This window comes from Stenotrophomonas sp. BIO128-Bstrain (genome assembly GCF_030128875.1).
Taxonomy (GTDB): domain Bacteria; phylum Pseudomonadota; class Gammaproteobacteria; order Xanthomonadales; family Xanthomonadaceae; genus Stenotrophomonas; species Stenotrophomonas bentonitica_A.
In genome coordinates this window covers 3078297-3098676 of record NZ_CP124620.1, presented here as the reverse complement: position 1 = coordinate 3098676, position 20380 = coordinate 3078297, and the positions used below count along the sequence as shown (strand labels likewise).

Below are 20380 nucleotides of genomic sequence, written 5' to 3'. Positions count from 1 at the left end.
ACAAGATTTCCTCCTTTCGGAGAAACACCATGAAAGACTTGCTCAACCTCTTCAACCAGCAGCGTCAGACGCTGGACTTCGACGCGATCAAGATCGCGCTGGCCTCGCCGGACCTGATCCGTTCGTGGTCCTTCGGCGAAGTGAAGAAGCCGGAAACCATCAACTACCGTACGTTCAAGCCGGAACGTGACGGCCTGTTCTGCGCCGCCATCTTCGGACCGGTCAAGGACTACGAGTGCTTGTGCGGCAAGTACAAGCGCATGAAGCACCGCGGCGTGGTCTGCGAAAAGTGCGGCACCGAAGTCACCCTGGCCAAGGTGCGCCGCGAGCGCATGGGTCACATCGACCTGGCCTCGCCGGTCGCGCACATCTGGTTCCTCAAGTCGCTGCCGTCGCGCATCGGCCTGATGCTGGACATGACCCTGCGTGACATCGAGCGCGTGCTGTACTTCGAAGCCTACGTGGTGACCGAGCCGGGCCTGACCGCCCTGGAGCGCCGCCAGCTGCTGACCGAAGAACAGTACCTGCAGGCCCGCCAGGAACACGGCGACGACTTCGATGCCGCCATGGGCGCCGAGGCCGTGTACGAACTGCTGCGCACCATCGACCTGCAGTCGGAAATGACCCGCCTGCGCGAAGAAATCGCCAGCACCGGTTCGGAAACCAAGCTCAAGCGACTGACCAAGCGCATCAAGCTGGTCGAGGCCTTCCTCGAGTCGGGCAACCGTCCGGAGTGGATGGTCATGACCGTGCTGCCGGTGCTGCCGCCGGACCTGCGTCCGCTGGTGCCGCTGGACGGTGGCCGCTTCGCGACCTCCGATCTGAACGATCTGTACCGCCGCGTCATCAACCGCAACAACCGCCTGCGCCGCCTGCTCGAGCTGAACGCGCCGGACATCATCGTGCGCAATGAAAAGCGCATGCTGCAGGAATCGGTCGATGCGCTGCTGGACAACGGCCGTCGCGGCCGTGCCATCACCGGCACCAACAAGCGCCCGCTCAAGTCGCTGGCCGACATGATCAAGGGCAAGCAGGGCCGCTTCCGCCAGAACCTGCTGGGCAAGCGCGTGGACTACTCGGGCCGTTCGGTCATCGTGGTCGGTCCGTACCTGCGCCTGCACCAGTGCGGCCTGCCGAAGAAGATGGCGCTTGAGCTGTTCAAGCCGTTCGTCTTCGCCAAGCTGCAGCGTCGTGGCCTGGCCACCACCATCAAGGCCGCCAAGAAGCTGGTCGAGCGCGAAGAAGCCGAAGTCTGGGACATCCTGGAAGAGGTCATCCGCGAGCATCCGGTGATGCTGAACCGTGCGCCGACCCTGCACCGTCTGGGCATCCAGGCCTTCGAGCCGGTCCTGATCGAAGGCAAGGCCATCCAGCTGCACCCGCTGGTCTGCACCGCGTTCAACGCCGACTTCGACGGTGACCAGATGGCCGTCCACGTGCCGCTCTCGCTGGAAGCCCAGCTGGAAGCGCGTGCGCTGATGATGTCCACCAACAACATCCTGTCGCCGGCCAACGGCGAGCCGATCATCGTGCCGTCGCAGGACGTCGTGCTGGGTCTGTACTACATGACCCGCTCGCTGGTGAACAAGAAGGGCGAGGGCATGGCCTTCGCCAACATCGCCGAAGTCAAGCGCGCCTACGACAACCGCGTGGTGGAACTGCACGCACGCGTCAAGGTCCGCATCACCGAAGTGGTGACCGACGAGGAAGGCAACAAGCAGAACAAGACCTCGATCGTGGACACCACGATCGGTCGCGCCCTGCTGGCTGAAATCCTGCCGGAAGGCCTGCCGTTCGCGCTGGCCAACACCGAGCTGACCAAGAAGAACATCAGCCGCCTGATCAACTCCAGCTACCGTCAGCTGGGCTTGAAGGACACGGTCGTGTTCGCCGATAAGCTGATGTACACCGGCTTCGCCTACGCAACCCGCGCGGGCGTGTCGATCGGCATCGACGACATGCTGATCCCGGACGAGAAGCGCGGCATCCTCACCGAGGCCGAAGCCGAAGTGCTGGAAATCCAGGAGCAGTACCAGTCGGGCCTGGTCACCGCCGGCGAGCGCTACAACAAGGTGGTCGACATCTGGTCGCGCACCAATGAACGCATCGCCAAGGCGATGATGGACACCATCGGTACCGAGAAGGTGGTCAATGCCGAAGGCGAGACCATCGACCAGAAGTCGATGAACTCGCTGTACATCATGGCCGACTCCGGTGCGCGTGGTTCGCAGGCGCAGATCCGTCAGCTGGCCGGTATGCGCGGCCTGATGGCGCGTCCGGATGGCTCGATCATCGAAACGCCCATCAAGGCGAACTTCCGTGAAGGCCTGAACGTGCAGGAGTACTTCAACTCCACCCACGGTGCCCGTAAGGGTCTGGCCGATACCGCGCTGAAGACGGCGAACTCGGGTTACCTGACCCGCCGTCTGGTCGACGTGGCGCAGGACGTGGTCATCACCGAAGTGGATTGCGGTACCACCGAAGGCCTGACCATGACCCCGATCGTGGAAGGCGGCGACGTCGTGGAGCCGTTGAAGGACCGCGTGCTGGGTCGTGTCGTGGCCGAGGACGTGTTCCTGCCGGGCAACGACGAAGATCCGATCGTGACCCGCAACACCCTGCTCGACGAGCAGTGGGTGGCCAAGCTGGAAGACGCCTCGGTGCAGTCGGTCAAGGTCCGTTCGACCATCAGCTGCGCCTCGCCGTTCGGCGTCTGCGCACACTGCTACGGTCGCGATCTGGCCCGTGGCCACATCGTCAACATCGGCGAAGCGGTCGGCGTCATCGCCGCGCAGTCGATCGGTGAGCCGGGTACCCAGCTGACCATGCGTACGTTCCACATCGGTGGTGCGGCGTCGCGAGCGGCTGCGGTCGACAACATCACCGTCAAGACCACCGGTTCGGTGAAGTTCAACAACCTGAAGTCGGTCGAGCACGCCAGCGGTTCGCTGGTGGCGGTCTCGCGTTCGGGTGAAATGTCGGTGCTCGATGCCCACGGTCGTGAGCGTGAGCGTTACAAGCTGCCGTACGGTGCGACCATTACGTCCAAGGACGGCGATGCGGTCAAGGCTGGCCAGACCGTGGCCAACTGGGACCCGCATAACCACCCGATCGTGTCGGAAGTGGCCGGTTTCATCCGCTTCATCGACTTCATCGACGGCGTCACCGTCATCGAGAAGACCGACGAACTGACCGGCCTGGCATCGCGTGAAATCACCGATCCGAAGCGTCGTGGTTCGCAGGCCAAGGATCTGCGCCCGATCGTCCGCATCGTGGACAAGAACGGCAACGATCTGACCATCCCGAACACGGATCTGCCGGCCCAGTACCTGCTGCCGCCGCGCTCGATCGTCAACCTGCAGGACGGCGCCGCCGTCGGTGTGGGTGACGTGGTCGCCAAGATCCCGCAGGAAGCGTCCAAGACCCGTGACATCACCGGTGGTCTGCCGCGCGTGGCCGATCTGTTCGAAGCGCGCAAGCCGAAGGATCCGGCGATCCTGGCCGAGCGTTCGGGCATCATCAGCTTCGGCAAGGACACCAAGGGCAAGCAGCGCCTGATCATCAAGGACACCGATGGTTCGGAACACGAAGAGCTGATCCCGAAGTACCGTCAGGTGATCGTCTTCGAAGGCGAGCACGTGACCAAGGGCGAAACCATCGTGGACGGCGAGCCGAGCCCGCAGGACATCCTGCGTCTGCTGGGTGTCGAACCGCTGGCGGCCTACCTGGTCAAGGAAATCCAGGACGTGTACCGCCTGCAGGGCGTGAAGATCAACGACAAGCACATCGAGGTGATCACCCGCCAGATGCTGCGCAAGGTCGAGATCACCGACCAGGGCACCAGCAAGTTCCTGAATGGCGAGCAGGCGGAGCGCCAGCGCGTCATCGAGGAAAATGCCCGCCTGGCGACCCGCAACGAGCTGCCGGCCCGTTTCGATCCGGTCCTGCTGGGTATCACCAAGGCATCGCTGGCGACCGAATCGTTCATCTCGGCGGCGTCGTTCCAGGAAACCACCCGCGTGCTGACCGAAGCGGCCGTTCGCGGCACCTCGGACAACCTGCGCGGCCTGAAGGAAAACGTCATCGTCGGCCGTCTGATCCCGGCCGGTACGGGCCTGGCTTACCACGCCAACCGTCGTCGCAACGCCTCCGGGCTGACCGACTCGGAAATGCAGACCCTGTCCGGCAGCGCGCCGGCCGTGGCTGAGGTGGCCCCGGTGGCCGCCGTGGCGGTGGAATCGACCGACGCCGACCAGGCGCCGGGCAGCGACGAGTAATACGCAGGCCCGGCTCCGGCCGGGCCCGCGGCAGGGCAGGGCGCCGGCTCCGGTCGGTGGCCCTCCCGGCAAATCAGCAGGCACCGGCCACTGGTCGTCCGCCTGCCGATGAGGTAGGATGCCCGCCGGTCTTTCAACGGACCGGCTTGACAACCTGAACGGGGGGCATGGAAAAGGCTCCCCTGTAACGGCCCGGGATCAGGGCTGGCTTGGCGCGTGCGCATTTGACTGCGTTTTCGCCGGGTTGCTACAATCGTCTGTCTCAGCAGGCCGGTCTTTCGCCTGCTCGCACATTTCCGCATTCATGGCCAGTCTTTTCATTGGCCTCTCTCAGAAGAACATACTGATGGCGACGATCAATCAGCTTGTCCGCAAGCCGCGGCAGGCAACCACTTATAAGAGTGCCTCCCCGGCCCTCGATAAGTGCCCCCAGCGCCGTGGCGTCTGCACGCGCGTGTACACCACCACTCCGAAGAAGCCGAACTCGGCGCTTCGCAAGGTTGCCAAGGTTCGCCTGACCAACCAGGAAGAAGTGATTAGCTACATCGGCGGCGAAGGCCACAACCTGCAGGAGCACTCCGTGGTCCTGATCCGTGGCGGTCGCGTCAAGGATCTGCCGGGTGTGCGTTACCACACCGTGCGTGGCTCGCTGGACGCCTCCGGCGTTGCCAAGCGTCGCCAGGGCCGTTCCAAGTACGGCGCCAAGCGTCCGAAGAGCTAAGGGAAAGTACACATGTCTCGTAAAGGTAATACGCCGCAGCGCTCTGTCCTGCCGGATCCGAAGCACGGAAGTGAAACCATCGCTCGTTTCATCAACATGGTGATGCTGAGCGGCAAGAAGTCGGTCGCTGAAAAGATCGTCTACGGTGCCATGGACGTGATCGGCGAAAAGAACCCGAATTCCGTCGAGCTGGTTCAGAAGGCTCTGGAAAACGTGGCTCCGTCGGTCGAAGTCAAGTCCCGCCGCGTCGGTGGTGCCACCTACCAGGTGCCGGTCGAAGTGCGTTCCTCGCGCAAGATGGCGCTGGCGATGCGTTGGCTGATCGACTCGGCGCGCAAGCGTGGTGAGAACACCATGCCGAAGAAGCTGGCTGCCGAACTGCTGGACGCCTCGGAAAATCGTGGTGGCGCCATCAAGAAGCGCGAAGAAACCCACCGCATGGCCGAAGCCAACAAGGCCTTCGCGCACTACCGCTGGTGAGTTTGACGGCCTTGCAAAACAGGCACGGCAGCACCATCTAGGTGCTGCCCCGCGGCACCTGGGGTGCCGCGCCAATCCGAAGGCCGCCGAAAGGCGGCGTTCGGCCATCCGAATTCCAAGAAATTGAGAGGCTCCCGTGGCCCGCACCACTCCCATCGAGCGTTACCGCAATTTCGGCATCATGGCCCACATCGATGCCGGCAAGACCACCACGTCCGAGCGCATCCTGTTCTACACCGGCAAGAGCCACAAGATCGGTGAAGTGCACGACGGCGCTGCCACCATGGACTGGATGGAGCAGGAGCAGGAGCGTGGCATCACGATCCAGTCCGCTGCCACCACCGCGTTCTGGAAGGGCATGGACAAGTCCCTGCCGGAGCACCGCTTCAACATCATCGACACCCCCGGGCACGTCGACTTCACCATCGAAGTGGAGCGCTCGCTGCGCGTGCTCGACGGTGCCGTCTTCGTGCTGTGCGCCGTCGGTGGCGTGCAGCCGCAGTCGGAAACCGTGTGGCGCCAGGCCAACCGTTACAAGGTGCCGCGCATCGCGTTCGTCAACAAGATGGACCGCACCGGCGCGAACTTCACCAAGGTCGTTGGCCAGCTGAAGGCCAAGCTGGGTGCTGTCGCCGTCCCGATGCAGCTGCCGATCGGCGCGGAAGACAACTTCAAGGGCGTGGTCGACCTCATCAAGATGAAGGCCATCCATTGGGATGAAGCCTCGCAGGGCATGAAGTTCGAGTACCTGGAGATCCCGGCGGACATGCAGGCGGAGGCCGAAGAGGCCCGCACCTACATGATCGAAGCTGCGGCTGAAGCCAGCGAAGAGCTGATGGAAAAGTACCTGGGCGGCGAAGAGCTGACCGAGGCCGAAATCGTCGAAGCCCTGCGCGTGCGCACCCTGGCCACCGACATCGTGCCGATGTACTGCGGCTCGGCGTTCAAGAACAAGGGCGTGCAGGCCATGCTGGACGGCGTGGTGCAGCTGCTGCCGTCGCCGATCGACGTGCCGGACGTGACCGGTACCGACGTCGACGATGAAACCGTTGCGCTGAGCCGCAAGTCCGATGACAAGGCGCCGTTCTCGGCCCTGGCCTTCAAGATCATCACCGACCCGTTCGTCGGCGCGCTGACCTTCTTCCGTGTCTACTCGGGCACGCTGAACGCCGGCGACCAGCTGCTGAACTCGGTGAAGGGCAAGAAGGAGCGCATCGGCCGCATCCTGCAGATGCACTCCAACGATCGCGAAGAAATCAAGGAAGTGCTGGCCGGTGACATCGCCGCGGCGGTGGGTCTGAAGGACACCACCACCGGCGACACCCTGTGCTCGCAGGACCACCCGATCATCCTGGAGCGCATGGTGTTCCCGGAGCCGGTGATCTCGATGGCCGTCGAACCGAAGACCAAGTCCGACCAGGAAAAGATGGGTCTGGCCCTGGGCCGTCTGGCGCAGGAAGATCCGTCGTTCCGCGTCAAGACCGACGAAGAATCCGGCCAGACCATCATCTCGGGCATGGGCGAGCTGCACCTGGACATCATCGTGGACCGCATGAAGCGCGAGTTCAACGTTGAAGCCAACGTCGGCAAGCCGCAGGTGGCCTACCGCGAAACCATCCAGGCCGCGGACGTCAAGTCGGACTACAAGCACGCCAAGCAGTCCGGTGGTAAGGGTCAGTACGGTCACGTCGTGATCGAGCTGTCGCCGATCACCGCCGAAGATCGTGCCGACCCGAAGATCGGGCCGCTGATCAAGGACGACTTCCTGTTCATCAACGACATCACCGGTGGCGTGATTCCGAAGGAATTCATTCCGTCGATCGAAAAGGGTCTGCGCGAAACCATCACCAGCGGTCCGCTGGCGGGCTTCCCGGTCGTGGACGTCAAGGTCAAGCTGGTGTTCGGCTCGTACCACGACGTCGACTCCTCGGAAATGGCGTTCAAGCTGGCCGCCTCGATGGCCTTCAAGCAGGGCTTCTCCAAGGCCAAGCCGGTCCTGCTGGAGCCGATCATGAAGGTCGAGATCGTGACCCCGAGCGATTACCAGGGTGACGTGATGGGCGACGTGAGCCGTCGTCGCGGCATGCTGCAGGGTTCGAGCGTGACCGGTGACGGTTCGGCTGAAATCATCAATGCGATGATTCCGCTGGGTGAAATGTTCGGCTACGCGACCTCGCTGCGTTCGCAGACCCAGGGTCGTGCAACGTTCACGATGGAATTCGACCATTACGAGCCGGCTCCGTCGAACATCGCCGAAGCCGTGGTCAAGAAGTCCTGAGCATAAGCTCAGGACTCCACCTCATTCTTTTCTGATATCCAAGGTATACAACAATGGCAAAGGGTAAGTTCGAGCGCACCAAGCCGCACGTCAACGTCGGCACCATCGGTCACGTCGATCACGGCAAGACCACGCTGACCGCTGCACTGACCAAGATCGGTGCCGAGCGCTTCGGTGGCGAATTCAAGGATTACTCCGCGATCGACGCCGCGCCGGAAGAAAAGGCACGTGGCATCACGATCTCGACCGCGCACGTCGAATACGAATCCACCGTTCGTCACTACGCCCACGTCGATTGCCCGGGCCATGCTGACTACGTCAAGAACATGATCACCGGTGCTGCCCAGATGGACGGCGCGATCCTGGTCTGCTCTGCTGCTGACGGCCCGATGCCGCAGACCCGCGAGCACATCCTGCTGTCGCGTCAGGTCGGCGTGCCGTACATCGTCGTCTTCCTGAACAAGGCAGACATGGTCGATGACGCCGAGCTGCTGGAACTGGTTGAAATGGAAGTCCGCGAGCTGCTGAGCAAGTACGACTTCCCGGGCGACGACACCCCGATCATCTCGGGTTCGGCCCGCCTGGCGCTGGAAGGCGACCAGAGCGAGATCGGCGTGCCGGCCGTGATCAAGCTGGTCGAAGCTCTCGACAGCTGGATCCCGACCCCGGAGCGTGACGTCGACAAGCCCTTCCTGATGCCGGTGGAAGACGTGTTCTCGATCTCGGGCCGCGGCACCGTGGTGACCGGTCGTATCGAGCGCGGCGTGATCAAGGTCGGCGAAGAAATCGAAATCGTCGGTATCCGTCCGGTCCAGAAGACCACCGTGACCGGCGTGGAAATGTTCCGCAAGCTGCTGGACCAGGGTCAGGCAGGTGACAACGCCGGTCTGCTGCTGCGCGGTACCAAGCGTGACGACGTCGAGCGTGGCCAGGTCCTGGCCAAGCCGGGTTCGATCAAGCCGCACACCAAGTTCGACGCCGAAGTCTACGTCCTGTCCAAGGATGAAGGCGGCCGCCACACCCCGTTCTTCAAGGGCTACCGTCCGCAGTTCTACTTCCGTACCACCGACATCACCGGTGCTTGCGAACTGCCGGAAGGTGTGGAAATGGTGATGCCGGGCGACAACGTGAAGATGGTTGTCACCCTGATCAACCCGGTGGCAATGGACGAAGGTCTGCGCTTCGCCATCCGTGAAGGCGGTCGTACCGTCGGCGCCGGCGTGGTCTCCAAGATCCTCGAGTAATCTGCTAGAATCTGCGCCCCGATGTTGCCTGGGTAGGGCATCGGGGCGTAATTAAATGGGAAAAGAGGCGCAGGATGCTCCTCGTGTTCCCCAGACCAGGAAGGGTCGCGCCATTCAGGCTTTGTCAACAGTGACCCTGTTGACTGCCAACTTGTATGCGCGCTATACTTTTTGTCTGGGCAGATCGGGAAACCGGTCTGCCTCGATTTTTGAGGTCTACGGAAAGATCTTGTCGCCGCGCAGGAATGTGCGGCGTCTGCATTCAGGATATTCATGGGACAAGGCAACCCAGAGGCCTTGTCCGTCGCTCTTTTAACGAAGGAACCCACCGTCATGGCGGACCAAAAGATCCGGATTCGGCTGAAGGCGTTCGATCATCGTTTGATCGACCGTTCGGCCAGCGAGATCGTAGAAACGGCAAAGCGGACCGGCGCGCAAGTGCGTGGCCCGATCCCCCTGCCGACCAAGATCGAGCGTTACACCATTCTCGTCTCCCCGCACGTCGACAAAGACGCGCGTGACCAGTACGAGACCCGCACGCACAAGCGCGTGCTCGATATCGTTGACCCGAACGACAAGACCGTGGACGCGCTGATGAAGCTCGAACTGGCTGCCGGCGTCGACGTTCAGATCAAGCTGACCTGAGGACTACGACCATGACGAAGAAATATTCGTTGGGCTTCGTGGGCCGCAAGGCTGGCATGAGCCGCGTGTTCACCGAAGATGGCCAGGCCATCCCGGTAACCCTGATTGAAGCCACCCCGAACCGCATCGCGCAGATCAAGACCGTCGAAGCTGACGGCTACAGCGCCGTGCAGGTGACCGTCGGCGCGCGTCGCGCTGCCCTGGTCAACAAGCCGGAAGCCGGTCACTTCGCCAAGGCGAAGGTCGACGCGGGCCGTGGCCTGTGGGAATTCCGCGTTGAAGACGCGCAGCTCGGCGATTTCGCCGTCGGCGGCGAAGTCAAGGCGGACATCTTTGAAGTTGGCCAGAAGGTCGACGTCCAGGGTGTCACCAAGGGTAAGGGCTTCCAGGGCACCATCAAGCGCTACAACTTCCGTATGGGCGATGCAACCCACGGTAACTCGCTGTCGCATCGCGCGCCGGGTTCCTTGGGCCAACGCCAGACCCCGGGTCGCGTTTTCCCGGGTAAGAAGATGTCCGGCCACATGGGTTCGGTGCAGCAGAGCACCCAGAACCTGGAAGTGGTGAAGGTCGATGTCGAGCGTGGTCTGATCGCGATCCGTGGTGCCGTTCCGGGCGCAGCGGGTGGTGACGTGATCGTTCGTCCGGCTAGCAAGGCATAAGGAGAGATGACGATGGAACTCGTTATCACGGGTAGCAACAACAAGGTCTCGGTCTCCGATGCCGTGTTCGGTCGCGATTTCAGCGAAGATCTGGTTCACCAGGTCGTCGTTGCTTACCGTAACGCCGGTCGCGCCGGCACCAAGGCACAGAAGACTCGCTCTGAAGTGGCTGGTACCACCAAGAAGTCGAAGAAGCAGAAGGGCGGCGGCGCGCGTCATGGCGCACTGACGGCTCCGATCTTCATCGGCGGCGGTGTCACCTTCGCGGCCAAGCCGCGCAGCTTCGAGCAGAAGGTCAACCGTAAGCAGTACCGTGCAGCCATGTGCGCGATCCTGTCCGAGCTGAACCGCCAGGGCCGTCTGACGATCGTGGAGTCCTTCGATGTCGAAGCGACCAACACCAAGTCGTTGATCGCCAAGCTGGCCGGCCTGGAAGTGGGCAAGCGTCCGCTGATCGTCACCGAAGATGCTTCCGAGCACCTGTACCTGTCGGCCCGCAACATTCCCTACGTGGAAGTGCGTGACGTGCAGGGCCTGGACCCGGTGTCGCTGGTCGGTGCCGACACGGTCGTCATCACCGCTGATGCGGTCAAGAAGGTCGAGGAGTGGCTGGCATGAGCAGCAACGAAAAAGTCTTCAGCGTGCTGCGCGCTCCGCGAGTCTCCGAAAAGACCGCGCGCCTGCAGGAACATTCCAACCAGTATGTCTTCGAAGTTTCGAACGAAGCCACCAAGGCCGATGTAAAGGCCGCGGTCGAGCAGCTGTTCGACGTCAAGGTCGAGTCGGTCAACGTGCTGAACGTGAAGGGCAAGAACAAGTCCTTCCGTAACCGCACCGGCCGCCGCGGCGATTGGCGCAAGGCGTACGTGCGTCTCGCCGATGGCCAGTCCATCGATGTAACGGCCAAGGCCTGAGGTACATCCCATGCCATTGATGAAATTCAAACCCACTTCTCCCGGCCGTCGTTCGGCCGTGCGCGTGGTCACGCCCGATCTGCACAAGGGCGCGCCGCATGCCGCGCTGCTGGAGCCGCAGAGCAAGTCCGGTGGTCGTAACCACCACGGCCGCATCACCACCCGTCACGTGGGTGGTGGTCACAAGCAGCACTACCGTGTCATCGACTTCAAGCGCAACAAGGAAGGCATTCCGGCGCGCGTGGAACGCATCGAATACGATCCGAACCGCACCGCCCATATCGCCCTGCTGTGCTACGTCGACGGCGAGCGCCGCTACATCATCGCACCGAAGGGCCTGAAGGCCGGTGACCAGGTGATCGCGGGTTCGGATGCGCCGATCAAGACCGGCAACACCCTGCCGCTGCGCAACATCCCGGTCGGTACCACTGTCCACGGCATCGAACTGAAGCCGGGCAAGGGTGCACAGATCGCGCGTGCCGCCGGCGCTGCCGTGCAGCTCGTCGCTCGTGAAGGCATCTACGCCACCCTGCGCCTGCGCTCGGGTGAAATGCGCAAGGTGCCGGTCGAGTGCCGTGCCACCATCGGTGAAGTCGGTAACGACGAACACAACCTGGAAAAGCTGGGCAAGGCTGGCGCCAAGCGCTGGCGTGGTGTCCGCCCGACCGTTCGTGGTGCTGCCATGAACCCGGTTGACCATCCGCACGGTGGTGGTGAGGCGAAGGCCGGCCAGGGCAACCCGCATCCGGTCACCCCGTGGGGTGTCCCGACCAAGGGTTACAAGACGCGCCATAACAAGCGCACCCAGCAATTCATCGTCCGCGATCGTAGGGGCTAATCGACCATGGCACGTTCACTCAAGAAGGGCCCGTTTGTCGATCACCACCTCATCAAGAAGGTGGAAGCCGCTGCGGGTAGCAAGAAGCCGATCAAGACCTGGTCGCGCCGTTCGATGATCCTGCCGGAAATGGTAGGCGTCACCATCGCCGTTCATAACGGTAAGAACCACGTTCCGGTGCTCGTCAACGAGAACATGGTCGGCCACAAGCTCGGCGAATTTGCCATCACCCGGACCTTCAAGGGTCACGGTGGTGACAAGAAGTCGGGCAAGTAAGGAGAGATGACAATGGAAGCGAAAGCAATCCTGCGCTCCGCGCGCATCTCTGCGCAGAAAGCCCGCCTGGTCGCTGACCAGGTGCGTGGCCTGCCGGCCGAGCGTGCGGTCAACCTGCTGAAGTTCTCGGACAAGAAGGCTGCCCACCTGATCAAGAAGGTGGTGGAGTCGGCTATTGCAAACGCCGAGAACAACCAGGGCGCCGACGTCGACGAGCTGAAGGTACAGACCATCATGGTAGATGAAGGTCCGACCCTGAAGCGTTTCATGGCGCGGGCGAAAGGCCGCGGCACCCGCATCCTCAAGCGCACCAGCCACATCACTGTGGTTGTGGGCGCCGGCAAGTAAGCGGAAAGGAAAACACCATGGGTCATAAAGTTCATCCGATTGGTATCCGCCTCGGCATTTCCAAGGACTGGAACTCCAAGTGGTACGCCAACAAGGCCGAGTTCGCTGGTTATCTGGCAGCCGACCTGAAGGTGCGGGACATGCTGCGCAAGAAGCTTGCGCAGGCCGGCATCAGCAAGATCCTGATCGAGCGTCCGGCAAAGACCGCTCGCGTGACGATCCACACCGCCCGTCCGGGCGTGGTGATCGGCAAGCGCGGTGAGGACATCGAGAAGCTGCGCAAGGAAGTGAGCGAAATGATGGGCGTCCCGGCGCACATCAACGTCACCGAAGTGCGTAAACCCGAGCTGGACGCACAGCTGGTTGCCGAGTCGATCGCGCAGCAGCTGGAGCGTCGCATCATGTTCCGCCGCGCAATGAAGCGCTCGGTCGGCAACGCGATGCGCCTCGGTGCCCTGGGCATCAAGGTCAACGTCGGTGGCCGCTTGAACGGCGCGGAAATCGCCCGTTCGGAGTGGTACCGCGAAGGCCGCGTGCCGCTGCATACGCTGCGTGCCGACATCGACTATGGCTTCGCTGAAGCCAAGACGACCTACGGCATCATCGGCATCAAGGTCTGGATCTACAAGGGCGAAGTCTTCGATTTCTCCCAGGTTGGCCAGGAAAAGCAGGACGACTCCCCGCGCAACGATCGTAACGATCGCGGCGACCGCGGTGACCGTCCGTCGCGCCCGGCTCGTGAAGCGAGGTAACGACAATGTTGCAACCCAAGCGAACCAAATACCGCAAGGTACACAAGGGCCGTAACGATGGTCTGAGCTGGAGCGGCAACGCCGTCAGCTTCGGCGAGTACGGCCTGAAGGCAACCGCTCATGGTCAGCTGACCGCGCGTCAGATCGAAGCGGCCCGCCGCTCGATCAGCCGCTACGTCAAGCGCGGCGGCAAGATGTGGATCCGAGTGTTCCCCGACAAGCCGATCACCAAGAAGCCCATCGAAGTCCGAATGGGTTCTGGTAAGGGCAACGTGGAGTACTGGGTAGCCCAGATCCAGCCCGGCCGCATGATCTATGAAATCGAAGGCGTCGCAGAAGACGTGGCACGTGAGGCGTTCCGCCTGGCTGCCGCCAAGCTCTCCGTGACCACCACTTTCGTGACCCGGACGGTGCTCTGATGGATATCAAACAACTTCGCGAAAAGTCGGCTGACGACCTGAAGAGCCACCTGATCGACCTGCGTAAGGAGCAGTTCTCGCTCCGTATGCAGCAGGTCACTGGCCAGCTGCCGAAGACCCACGAAACCCGCCGGGTTCGTCGCGAGATCGCTCGCGTCAAGACCCTGCTCGGCAGCACCAAGTAAGGATGGCCGCGATGAGCGATAACAACGACAGCAAGACGCTGCGCACGGTCGAAGGCCGTGTCGTCAGCAACAAGATGGACAAGACGGTCACCGTGTTGGTGGAGCGCCTGGTCAAGCACGCCCTGTACGGCAAGTACATCAAGCGTTCGACCAAGCTGCACGCACACGACGCCGACAACACCTGCAACGAAGGTGATGTCGTGCGCGTGGCCGAGATTGCTCCGATGTCCAAGACCAAGAACTGGCGCGTGGTGGAAGTCATCACGCGTGCGGCTGAATAAGGAGATCTGAATCATGATCCAGATGCAGAGCTACCTCGACGCCGCGGACAACTCCGGTGCCAAGGAACTGATGTGCATCAAGGTGCTGGGTGGTTCCAAGCGCCGTTATGCCCACATCGGCGACATCATCAAGGTCACCGTGAAGGACGCAATCCCGCGCGGCAAAGTCAAGAAGGGTGAAGTGTATGACGCCGTCGTGGTGCGTACCCGCAAGGGTGTGCGTCGCGCCGATGGCTCGCTGATCCGTTTCGACGGCAACGCCGCGGTCCTGCTCAACAACAAGCAAGAGCCGATCGGCACCCGCATCTTCGGACCGGTGACCCGTGAACTTCGTTCCGAGAAGTTCATGAAGATCGTCTCGCTCGCTCCCGAAGTTCTGTGAGCGCCAGGAGATAATCATGGCTAACCGTATCAAGAAGGGCGACCAGGTCGTCGTCAACACCGGCAAGGACAAGGGCAAGCAGGGCGAAGTCGTCCGCGTCGACGGCGATCGTGTGATCGTCGCCAACGTGAACATCGTCAAGCGCCACACCAAGCCGAACCCGCAGGCAGGCGTTGCCGGCGGCGTGGTCGAGCGTGAAGCGTCGATCCATATCTCCAACGTGAATGTGCTGAACCCGGCTTCGGGCAAGGGCGAGCGCGTTGGCTTCAAGGTGCTGGAGGATGGACGCAAACTGCGTGTGTTCCGCTCCAGCGGTGAGGCGCTCGACGCCTGAGGAATGAGCTGATGAATTCCCGTCTCGAAAAGTTTTACAAGGAAGAAGTGGTGCCGGCGCTGATGAAGCAGTTCGGCTACACCAATCCGATGCAGGTTCCGAAGCTGGTCAAGGTCACCCTGAACATGGGTGTCGGCGAAGCAGCCACGAACAAGAAGATCCTGGAAAATGCCGTCGCCGATATGGCCAAGGTCTCCGGTCAGAAGCCGATCGTGACCAAGTCCCGCGTCTCGGTGGCATCGTTCAAGATCCGCGATGGTTGGCCGATCGGCTGCAAGACCACGCTGCGTCGTGAAAAGATGTACGAGTTCATGGACCGTCTGATCAACATCTCGTTGCCGCGCGTGCGCGACTTCCGTGGTGTCTCGGGTCGTTCCTTCGACGGTCGCGGCAACTTCAACATGGGTGTGAAGGAACAGATCATCTTCCCGGAAATCGACTTCGACGCTGTCGACGCGATCCGTGGCATGGATATCGCCATCACCACCACCGCCAAGACCGATGCGGAAGCGAAGGCGCTGCTCGCAGCGTTCAAGTTCCCGTTCCGTAACTGATACGTCGAGGAATCCGAAATGGCAAAGACCTCCATGGTCAACCGCGACCTCAAGCGTGCGAAGCTGGCCGTCAAGTACGCCGGCAAGCGTGAAGAGCTGAAGAAGATCATCTCCAGCACGACCGCGTCGTACGACGAAAAGGCCGAGGCCGTCATCAAGCTGCAGAAGCTGCCGCGCGACTCGTCGCCGAGCCGTCACCGCAACCGTTGCGAGCTCTCGGGCCGCCCGCGTGGCGTGTACAGCAAGTTCGGCCTGGGCCGTAACAAGCTGCGTGAAGCCACCATGCGTGGCGACGTGCCGGGCCTGCGCAAGGCCAGCTGGTAAGGGATTCGTCCCTTCCACTGCCTCGCGCCTTCACGGCACGGGGCAGGGGAGAGGGGTCGGTTTTCCGGCCCTGATCCCGGATTAAGGGAGCCCGACGCAAGTCGGGCTCTTTTTGCCGTATACTCCCGCGTCTTGCTCCGTCACGGGGGCTGGCGTAGAGCGGGCCGTTGGTCCGCTGAACAGGCAACAAGGGCCCTGGCCCATCCCAGGTAGACACAAGATTTTCGCGAAAGCGGATATCGGTGCACTCAAAGGTATCGACTATGAGCATGACTGATCCCATCGCCGACCTGCTGGTACGCATCAAGAATGCGGCCGCGGTTGGCAAGCAGACGGTGAAAGCACCGTCGTCCAAGATCAAGGTGGCAATCGCAGAGGTGTTGAAGGCCGAAGGCTACATCACCGATCTGCGCGTGACCAAGATCGAGAACAACAAGGCCGAGCTTGAAATCGTCCTGAAGTATTTCGAAGGCAAGCCGGTCATCGAGACCCTGAAGCGCTTCTCGCGTTCGGGTCTGCGCCAGTACCGTGGCAAGTCCGAGCTGCCGAAGGTCCTCAACGGCCTGGGTATCTCCATCATCTCCACCTCCAAGGGCATCATGACTGATGCGCAGGCGCGCCAGTTGGGCGTCGGCGGCGAAGTCCTGTGCTTCGTGGCCTAAGGCGAGAAGGAAACAACTATGTCCCGCGTAGCCAAGAAGCCAGTCAACCTGCCCAAGGGCGTTGAACTGAACATCCAGCCGGAATCCGTCAGCGTGAAGGGCCCGAAGGGCACCCTGTCGCTTGCCAAGGTTGCTGGCGTTGAAATCACTGTCGACAACGGCGTTGCCACCCTGGCCGCCAACGATGCCTCGCTGGTCGCCCTCACCGGCACCGTGCGCGCCATCCTGGCCAACATGGTCCACGGCGTGACCGAAGGCTTCGAGCGCAAGCTCGAGCTGGTCGGCGTCGGTTACCGTGCCGCCATGCAGGGCAAGGACCTGAACCTGTCGCTCGGGTTCTCGCATCCGGTCCTGTTCGTGGCGCCGGAAGGCATCACCATTTCGACCCCGACCCAGACCGAAGTGCTGGTCCAGGGCACCGACAAGCAGCGCGTTGGCGAAGTTGCCGCCAAGATCCGTGGCTTCCGTCCGCCGGAGCCCTACAAGGGCAAGGGTGTGAAGTACGCCGGCGAAGTCATCATTCGTAAGGAAGCCAAGAAGGCGTAACTCACGCCCTCAGCTTTCAAGGAAAAAGATCATGAACAAGAACATCGCTCGTCTGCGTCGTGCCAAGTCGACCCGTGCCCACATCCGTGTGCTCGGCGTGCCGCGTCTGTCGGTGCTGCGCACCGGTCAGCACCTGTACGCCCAGGTCTTCACCGCCGACGGCTCCAAGGTGCTGGCAGCTGCCAACACCACCCAGGCCGACGTCAAGGAAGGCCTGAAGAACGGCAAGAACAGCGACGCCGCCGCCAAGGTTGGCAAGCTGGTCGCCGAGCGCGCCAAGGCTGCGGGCATCGAGAAGGTCGCTTTCGACCGCTCGGGCTACCGCTACCACGGCCGCATCAAGGCACTGGCTGATGCAGCCCGCGAAGGCGGCCTGCAGTTCTAAGGGATAAGGAAGCGGGGCTGGTCCCCGCTTCCGCCTGCCTGCCGGCGCGGGTTGCGCCGGGCGACGTCCTTCTTCTGCAGGGGCGCTCGAATCACCGCTCCATCTCACAGCTATAAGCGGCCCTGAGCCGTACATACTCAATCAATCAAGGAATCAACATGGCAGAAGAACGTCAGCAGCGGGGTCGCGATCGCGATCGCCGCGAAGAGAAAGTCGACGACGGCATGATCGAAAAGCTGGTCGCGGTCAACCGCGTCAGCAAGACCGTCAAGGGCGGCCGCCAGTTCACCTTCACCGCACTGACCGTGGTCGGTGACGGCGCAGGCAAGGTCGGCTTCGGTTACGGCAAGGCGCGTGAAGTGCCGGTCGCGATCCAGAAGTCGATGGAACAGGCTCGCAAGAACCTGGCCACCGTCGATCTGAACAACGGCACCCTGTGGCACCCGGTGAAGTCCGGCCACGGCGCAGCCCGCGTGTTCATGATGCCGGCCTCCGAAGGTACCGGTGTGATTGCCGGTGGTGCCATGCGCGCCGTCCTGGAAGCCGTTGGCGTCAAGAACGTGCTGGCCAAGGCCGTCGGTTCGCGTAACCCGATCAACCTGGTTCGCGCCACGCTGAAGGGTCTGACCGAAATGCAGTCGCCGGTCCGCATCGCGGCCAAGCGCGGCAAGAAGGTGGAGGATCTCAACCATGGCTAATGAAACCGTCAAGACCGTCAAGGTCCGCCTGGTGGCTGGCCTGCGTGGCACCCAGTCGCGTCACCGCCTGTCGGTGCGTGCCCTGGGCCTGAACAAGCTCAACGATGTGCGTGAACTGAAGGACAGCCCGCAGGTTCGCGGCCTGATCAACAAGGTCCACTACCTCGTCAAGGTTGAGGAATAATCCAATGACCATGCATCTGAATGAATTGAGCCCGGCACCGGGCGCTCGTAAAGAGCGCACCCGCGTCGGTCGTGGTATCGGCTCCGGCCTGGGCAAGACCTGCGGCCGCGGCCACAAGGGTTCGTTCGCCCGTAAGGGTGGCGGCAAGATCAAGGCAGGCTTCGAAGGCGGTCAGACCCCCATGCAGCGTCGTCTGCCGAAGGTCGGTTTCCGTTCCAAGATCGCCAAGGACACCGCTGAAGTGCTGTCCTACCAGCTGGAACGCCTGGAAGCCGGCGAGATCGACTTTGCCGCGCTGCGCGCTGCCAAGCTGGTCCCGAGCACCGCCAAGCGTGCCAAGATCGTCATGAAGGGTGACCTGACCAAGGCCTTCACCCTGAAGGGCGTCGCTGCAACGGCCAGTGCCAAGGCCGCGATCGAAGCTGCCGGCGGCAGCGTACAGGAGTAAGACATGGCGCAAGCTGGCATTGGTAACCTCGGCGGCGGGCTCGGCAAGTTCACGGAACTCCGCCAGCGCCTGCTGTTCGTCATCGGGGCATTGATCGTCTACCGCATCGGCTGTTATGTGCCGGTGCCTGGCGTCAATCCCGATGCCATGCTTGCGCTCATGCAGGCGCAGGGCGGCGGCATCGTGGACATGTTCAACATGTTCTCGGGCGGCGCCCTGCACCGTTTCAGCATTTTCGCGCTGAACGTGATGCCGTACATCTCGGCATCCATCGTGATGCAGCTGGCGGTCCACATCTTCCCGGCATTGAAATCGATGCAGAAGGAAGGTGAATCGGGTCGTCGCAAGATCACCCAATATTCCCGCATCGGCGCCGTGTTGCTGGCGGTGGTGCAGGGCGGCAGCATCGCGCTGGCGCTGCAGAACCAGGTCTCCCCGGGCGGTGCCCCGGTCGTCTACGCACCGGGCATGGGCTTCGTGCTCACCGCCATCGTCGCGCTGACCGCCGGTACCATCTTCCTGATGTGGGTCGGTGAGCAGGTCACCGAGCGCGGCATCGGCAACGGTGTCTCGCTGATCATCTTCGCCGGCATCGTGGCCGGCCTGCCGGGCGCGGTCATCCACACCGTGGAAGCCTACCGCGACGGCAACATGAGCTTCATCGCCCTGCTGCTGATCGTGCTGGTGGTGCTGGCCTTCACCTACTTCGTGGTGTTCGTCGAGCGGGGCCAACGCCGCATCACGGTGAACTACGCACGTCGCCAGGGTGGCCGCAACGCGTACATGAACCAGACCTCGTTCCTGCCGCTGAAGCTGAACATGGCGGGCGTGATCCCGGCCATCTTCGCCTCGAGCATCCTGGCGTTCCCGACGACGCTGGCGATGTGGTCCGGCCAGGCCAGCTCGGCCACGTGGCTGCAGAAGGTCGCCAACGCCCTCGGCCCGGGCGAGCCGCTGCACATGATCGTGTTCGCTGCGCTGATCAGTGGCTTTGCGTTCTTCTACACCGCGCTGGTGTTCAACTCGCAGGAAACCGCCGACAACCTGAAGAAGTCGGGCGCGCTGATTCCGGGCATCCGTCCGGGCAAGGCCACCGCCGACTACGTGGATGCCGTGCTGACCCGCCTGACGGCTGCCGGTTCGCTGTACCTGGTGATCGTCTGCCTGCTGCCGGAAATCCTGCGCACCCAGCTGGGCGCCTCGTTCTACTTCGGCGGCACCTCGCTGCTGATCGTGGTGGTGGTGGTGATGGACTTCATCGCCCAGATCCAGGCGCACCTGATGTCGCACCAGTATGAGAGCCTGTTGAAGAAGGCCAACCTGAAGGGCGGCAACCGCGGCGGTTTTGCCCGCGGCTGATTGACCTGTTACACTAGTCTTCTTGTTGTGAAGGCCCTCCGGTTCCCGGACTGGCCTTCCAAATCGAAGGGCGGCCCCTGCAGCGGTTTCGGGTGGGGGTGTGATGTGGTGGTCCCGCGCGGGAGTAGCGCGGGCGGCGGCGAGGGCAACCTCTGCAGTCAACGACATCCGGCGCCGGAGCATG

27 protein-coding genes are annotated in these 20380 nt (G+C 62.5%); all 27 read left to right on the top strand.

All coding sequences use genetic code 11. The annotated features are described in order from the left end of the window. The first annotated feature begins 29 nt into the window (after positions 1 to 29). On the top strand, positions 30 to 4277 hold the full coding sequence (rpoC, locus tag POS15_RS14205; RefSeq protein ID WP_046272763.1) for a DNA-directed RNA polymerase subunit beta': 4248 nt from the start codon (positions 30 to 32) through the stop codon (positions 4275 to 4277). Positions 4278 to 4623: 346 nt separating this feature from the next. Beyond that, entirely contained in the window at positions 4624 to 4998 is a 375-nt protein-coding gene (gene rpsL, locus POS15_RS14200) for a 30S ribosomal protein S12 (RefSeq protein WP_017356008.1), read from the top strand. 12 nt (positions 4999 to 5010) lie between these two features. Beyond that, entirely contained in the window at positions 5011 to 5478 is a 468-nt protein-coding gene (gene rpsG, locus POS15_RS14195) for a 30S ribosomal protein S7 (protein ID WP_019186122.1), read from the top strand. A gap of 136 nt (positions 5479 to 5614) precedes the next feature. Further along, positions 5615 to 7756 (top strand): elongation factor G, encoded by a 2142-nt coding sequence (gene fusA, locus POS15_RS14190; RefSeq protein ID WP_019186123.1) that lies wholly within the window; start codon positions 5615 to 5617, stop codon positions 7754 to 7756. Between the two features lie 53 nt (positions 7757 to 7809). After that, positions 7810 to 9000: an elongation factor Tu gene (gene tuf / locus POS15_RS14185; RefSeq protein WP_019186113.1), complete on the top strand. Its 1191-nt coding sequence runs from the start codon at positions 7810 to 7812 to the stop codon at positions 8998 to 9000. Positions 9001 to 9333: 333 nt separating this feature from the next. Further along, positions 9334 to 9645 carry a 30S ribosomal protein S10 gene (gene rpsJ, locus POS15_RS14180; RefSeq protein ID WP_010341589.1) on the top strand — a complete coding sequence of 104 codons (312 nt, stop codon included), beginning with the start codon at positions 9334 to 9336 and terminating at the stop codon, positions 9643 to 9645. 11 nt (positions 9646 to 9656) lie between these two features. Then, positions 9657 to 10307 (top strand): 50S ribosomal protein L3, encoded by a 651-nt coding sequence (gene rplC, locus POS15_RS14175; protein ID WP_019186145.1) that lies wholly within the window; start codon positions 9657 to 9659, stop codon positions 10305 to 10307. Positions 10308 to 10319: 12 nt separating this feature from the next. Continuing rightward, complete coding sequence (gene rplD, locus POS15_RS14170) at positions 10320 to 10925, top strand: 50S ribosomal protein L4 (RefSeq protein ID WP_019186146.1); 606 nt, start codon at positions 10320 to 10322, stop codon at positions 10923 to 10925. After that, positions 10922 to 11221, top strand: a complete 300-nt coding sequence (gene rplW, locus POS15_RS14165) for a 50S ribosomal protein L23 (RefSeq protein WP_019186147.1) — start codon at positions 10922 to 10924, stop codon at positions 11219 to 11221. The genes rplD and rplW overlap by 4 nt, the downstream gene beginning before the upstream one ends. A 10-nt stretch (positions 11222 to 11231) precedes the next feature. Next, positions 11232 to 12059 (top strand): 50S ribosomal protein L2, encoded by an 828-nt coding sequence (gene rplB / locus POS15_RS14160; RefSeq protein WP_017355408.1) that lies wholly within the window; start codon positions 11232 to 11234, stop codon positions 12057 to 12059. Between the two features lie 6 nt (positions 12060 to 12065). Next, on the top strand, positions 12066 to 12335 hold the full coding sequence (gene rpsS, locus POS15_RS14155; RefSeq protein ID WP_019186148.1) for a 30S ribosomal protein S19: 270 nt from the start codon (positions 12066 to 12068) through the stop codon (positions 12333 to 12335). 12 nt (positions 12336 to 12347) lie between these two features. Then, positions 12348 to 12683 (top strand): 50S ribosomal protein L22, encoded by a 336-nt coding sequence (gene rplV / locus POS15_RS14150; protein WP_017355410.1) that lies wholly within the window; start codon positions 12348 to 12350, stop codon positions 12681 to 12683. Positions 12684 to 12700: 17 nt separating this feature from the next. Beyond that, the gene (gene rpsC, locus POS15_RS14145; RefSeq protein WP_019186149.1) at positions 12701 to 13435 is read left to right on the top strand and encodes a 30S ribosomal protein S3; all 735 of its coding nucleotides are present in this window, start codon (positions 12701 to 12703) and stop codon (positions 13433 to 13435) included. A gap of 5 nt (positions 13436 to 13440) precedes the next feature. After that, positions 13441 to 13854 carry a 50S ribosomal protein L16 gene (gene rplP / locus POS15_RS14140; protein ID WP_019186150.1) on the top strand — a complete coding sequence of 138 codons (414 nt, stop codon included), beginning with the start codon at positions 13441 to 13443 and terminating at the stop codon, positions 13852 to 13854. Further along, positions 13854 to 14039, top strand: coding sequence for a 50S ribosomal protein L29 (gene rpmC / locus POS15_RS14135; protein WP_019186151.1), 186 nt, complete (start codon positions 13854 to 13856; stop codon positions 14037 to 14039). Before rplP ends, rpmC begins: the two co-directional genes overlap by 1 nt. Positions 14040 to 14050: 11 nt before the next feature. After that, positions 14051 to 14320 (top strand): 30S ribosomal protein S17, encoded by a 270-nt coding sequence (gene rpsQ / locus POS15_RS14130; protein WP_019186152.1) that lies wholly within the window; start codon positions 14051 to 14053, stop codon positions 14318 to 14320. Between the two features lie 13 nt (positions 14321 to 14333). Further along, positions 14334 to 14702, top strand: a complete 369-nt coding sequence (gene rplN / locus POS15_RS14125; protein ID WP_019186153.1) for a 50S ribosomal protein L14 — start codon at positions 14334 to 14336, stop codon at positions 14700 to 14702. Between the two features lie 16 nt (positions 14703 to 14718). Next, positions 14719 to 15036: a 50S ribosomal protein L24 gene (gene rplX / locus POS15_RS14120; RefSeq protein WP_017355416.1), complete on the top strand. Its 318-nt coding sequence runs from the start codon at positions 14719 to 14721 to the stop codon at positions 15034 to 15036. 11 nt (positions 15037 to 15047) lie between these two features. Beyond that, entirely contained in the window at positions 15048 to 15590 is a 543-nt protein-coding gene (gene rplE, locus POS15_RS14115; protein ID WP_019186154.1) for a 50S ribosomal protein L5, read from the top strand. Between the two features lie 18 nt (positions 15591 to 15608). Beyond that, a complete protein-coding gene (rpsN, locus tag POS15_RS14110; RefSeq protein WP_019186155.1) occupies positions 15609 to 15914 on the top strand; it encodes a 30S ribosomal protein S14 in 306 nt (101 codons plus the stop codon). Positions 15915 to 16177: 263 nt separating this feature from the next. Beyond that, on the top strand, positions 16178 to 16576 hold the full coding sequence (gene rpsH, locus POS15_RS14105; RefSeq protein WP_019186156.1) for a 30S ribosomal protein S8: 399 nt from the start codon (positions 16178 to 16180) through the stop codon (positions 16574 to 16576). An 18-nt stretch (positions 16577 to 16594) separates the two neighbouring features. Next, positions 16595 to 17122, top strand: a complete 528-nt coding sequence (rplF, locus tag POS15_RS14100; RefSeq protein ID WP_019186157.1) for a 50S ribosomal protein L6 — start codon at positions 16595 to 16597, stop codon at positions 17120 to 17122. Between the two features lie 31 nt (positions 17123 to 17153). After that, on the top strand, positions 17154 to 17507 hold the full coding sequence (gene rplR / locus POS15_RS14095; protein ID WP_019186158.1) for a 50S ribosomal protein L18: 354 nt from the start codon (positions 17154 to 17156) through the stop codon (positions 17505 to 17507). 158 nt (positions 17508 to 17665) lie between these two features. Next, the gene (rpsE, locus tag POS15_RS14090) at positions 17666 to 18205 is read left to right on the top strand and encodes a 30S ribosomal protein S5 (protein ID WP_019186159.1); all 540 of its coding nucleotides are present in this window, start codon (positions 17666 to 17668) and stop codon (positions 18203 to 18205) included. After that, positions 18198 to 18389 carry a 50S ribosomal protein L30 gene (gene rpmD, locus POS15_RS14085; protein ID WP_019186160.1) on the top strand — a complete coding sequence of 64 codons (192 nt, stop codon included), beginning with the start codon at positions 18198 to 18200 and terminating at the stop codon, positions 18387 to 18389. Before rpsE ends, rpmD begins: the two co-directional genes overlap by 8 nt. Positions 18390 to 18393: 4 nt before the next feature. Beyond that, a complete protein-coding gene (gene rplO / locus POS15_RS14080; protein ID WP_019186161.1) occupies positions 18394 to 18837 on the top strand; it encodes a 50S ribosomal protein L15 in 444 nt (147 codons plus the stop codon). A gap of 3 nt (positions 18838 to 18840) precedes the next feature. Then, positions 18841 to 20196 (top strand): preprotein translocase subunit SecY, encoded by a 1356-nt coding sequence (gene secY / locus POS15_RS14075; RefSeq protein ID WP_019186162.1) that lies wholly within the window; start codon positions 18841 to 18843, stop codon positions 20194 to 20196. Positions 20197 to 20380: the final 184 nt, after the last annotated feature.

Bases quoted from the DNA above. Each gene is read 5' to 3' on its own strand.
- rpoC (WP_046272763.1), top strand. From the start codon at position 30: ATGAAAGACTTGCTCAACCTCTTCAACCAGCAGCGTCAGACGCTGGAC.
- rpsL (WP_017356008.1), top strand. From the start codon at position 4,624: ATGGCGACGATCAATCAGCTTGTCCGCAAGCCGCGGCAGGCAACCACT.
- rpsG (WP_019186122.1), top strand. From the start codon at position 5,011: ATGTCTCGTAAAGGTAATACGCCGCAGCGCTCTGTCCTGCCGGATCCG.
- tuf (WP_019186113.1), top strand. From the start codon at position 7,810: ATGGCAAAGGGTAAGTTCGAGCGCACCAAGCCGCACGTCAACGTCGGC.
- rpsJ (WP_010341589.1), top strand. From the start codon at position 9,334: ATGGCGGACCAAAAGATCCGGATTCGGCTGAAGGCGTTCGATCATCGT.
- rplC (WP_019186145.1), top strand. From the start codon at position 9,657: ATGACGAAGAAATATTCGTTGGGCTTCGTGGGCCGCAAGGCTGGCATG.
- rplD (WP_019186146.1), top strand. From the start codon at position 10,320: ATGGAACTCGTTATCACGGGTAGCAACAACAAGGTCTCGGTCTCCGAT.
- rplW (WP_019186147.1), top strand. From the start codon at position 10,922: ATGAGCAGCAACGAAAAAGTCTTCAGCGTGCTGCGCGCTCCGCGAGTC.
- rplB (WP_017355408.1), top strand. From the start codon at position 11,232: ATGCCATTGATGAAATTCAAACCCACTTCTCCCGGCCGTCGTTCGGCC.
- rpsS (WP_019186148.1), top strand. From the start codon at position 12,066: ATGGCACGTTCACTCAAGAAGGGCCCGTTTGTCGATCACCACCTCATC.
- rplV (WP_017355410.1), top strand. From the start codon at position 12,348: ATGGAAGCGAAAGCAATCCTGCGCTCCGCGCGCATCTCTGCGCAGAAA.
- rpsC (WP_019186149.1), top strand. From the start codon at position 12,701: ATGGGTCATAAAGTTCATCCGATTGGTATCCGCCTCGGCATTTCCAAG.
- rplP (WP_019186150.1), top strand. From the start codon at position 13,441: ATGTTGCAACCCAAGCGAACCAAATACCGCAAGGTACACAAGGGCCGT.
- rpmC (WP_019186151.1), top strand. From the start codon at position 13,854: ATGGATATCAAACAACTTCGCGAAAAGTCGGCTGACGACCTGAAGAGC.
- rpsQ (WP_019186152.1), top strand. From the start codon at position 14,051: ATGAGCGATAACAACGACAGCAAGACGCTGCGCACGGTCGAAGGCCGT.
- rplN (WP_019186153.1), top strand. From the start codon at position 14,334: ATGATCCAGATGCAGAGCTACCTCGACGCCGCGGACAACTCCGGTGCC.
- rplX (WP_017355416.1), top strand. From the start codon at position 14,719: ATGGCTAACCGTATCAAGAAGGGCGACCAGGTCGTCGTCAACACCGGC.
- rplE (WP_019186154.1), top strand. From the start codon at position 15,048: ATGAATTCCCGTCTCGAAAAGTTTTACAAGGAAGAAGTGGTGCCGGCG.
- rpsN (WP_019186155.1), top strand. From the start codon at position 15,609: ATGGCAAAGACCTCCATGGTCAACCGCGACCTCAAGCGTGCGAAGCTG.
- rpsH (WP_019186156.1), top strand. From the start codon at position 16,178: ATGAGCATGACTGATCCCATCGCCGACCTGCTGGTACGCATCAAGAAT.
- rplF (WP_019186157.1), top strand. From the start codon at position 16,595: ATGTCCCGCGTAGCCAAGAAGCCAGTCAACCTGCCCAAGGGCGTTGAA.
- rplR (WP_019186158.1), top strand. From the start codon at position 17,154: ATGAACAAGAACATCGCTCGTCTGCGTCGTGCCAAGTCGACCCGTGCC.
- rpsE (WP_019186159.1), top strand. From the start codon at position 17,666: ATGGCAGAAGAACGTCAGCAGCGGGGTCGCGATCGCGATCGCCGCGAA.
- rpmD (WP_019186160.1), top strand. From the start codon at position 18,198: ATGGCTAATGAAACCGTCAAGACCGTCAAGGTCCGCCTGGTGGCTGGC.
- rplO (WP_019186161.1), top strand. From the start codon at position 18,394: ATGACCATGCATCTGAATGAATTGAGCCCGGCACCGGGCGCTCGTAAA.
- secY (WP_019186162.1), top strand. From the start codon at position 18,841: ATGGCGCAAGCTGGCATTGGTAACCTCGGCGGCGGGCTCGGCAAGTTC.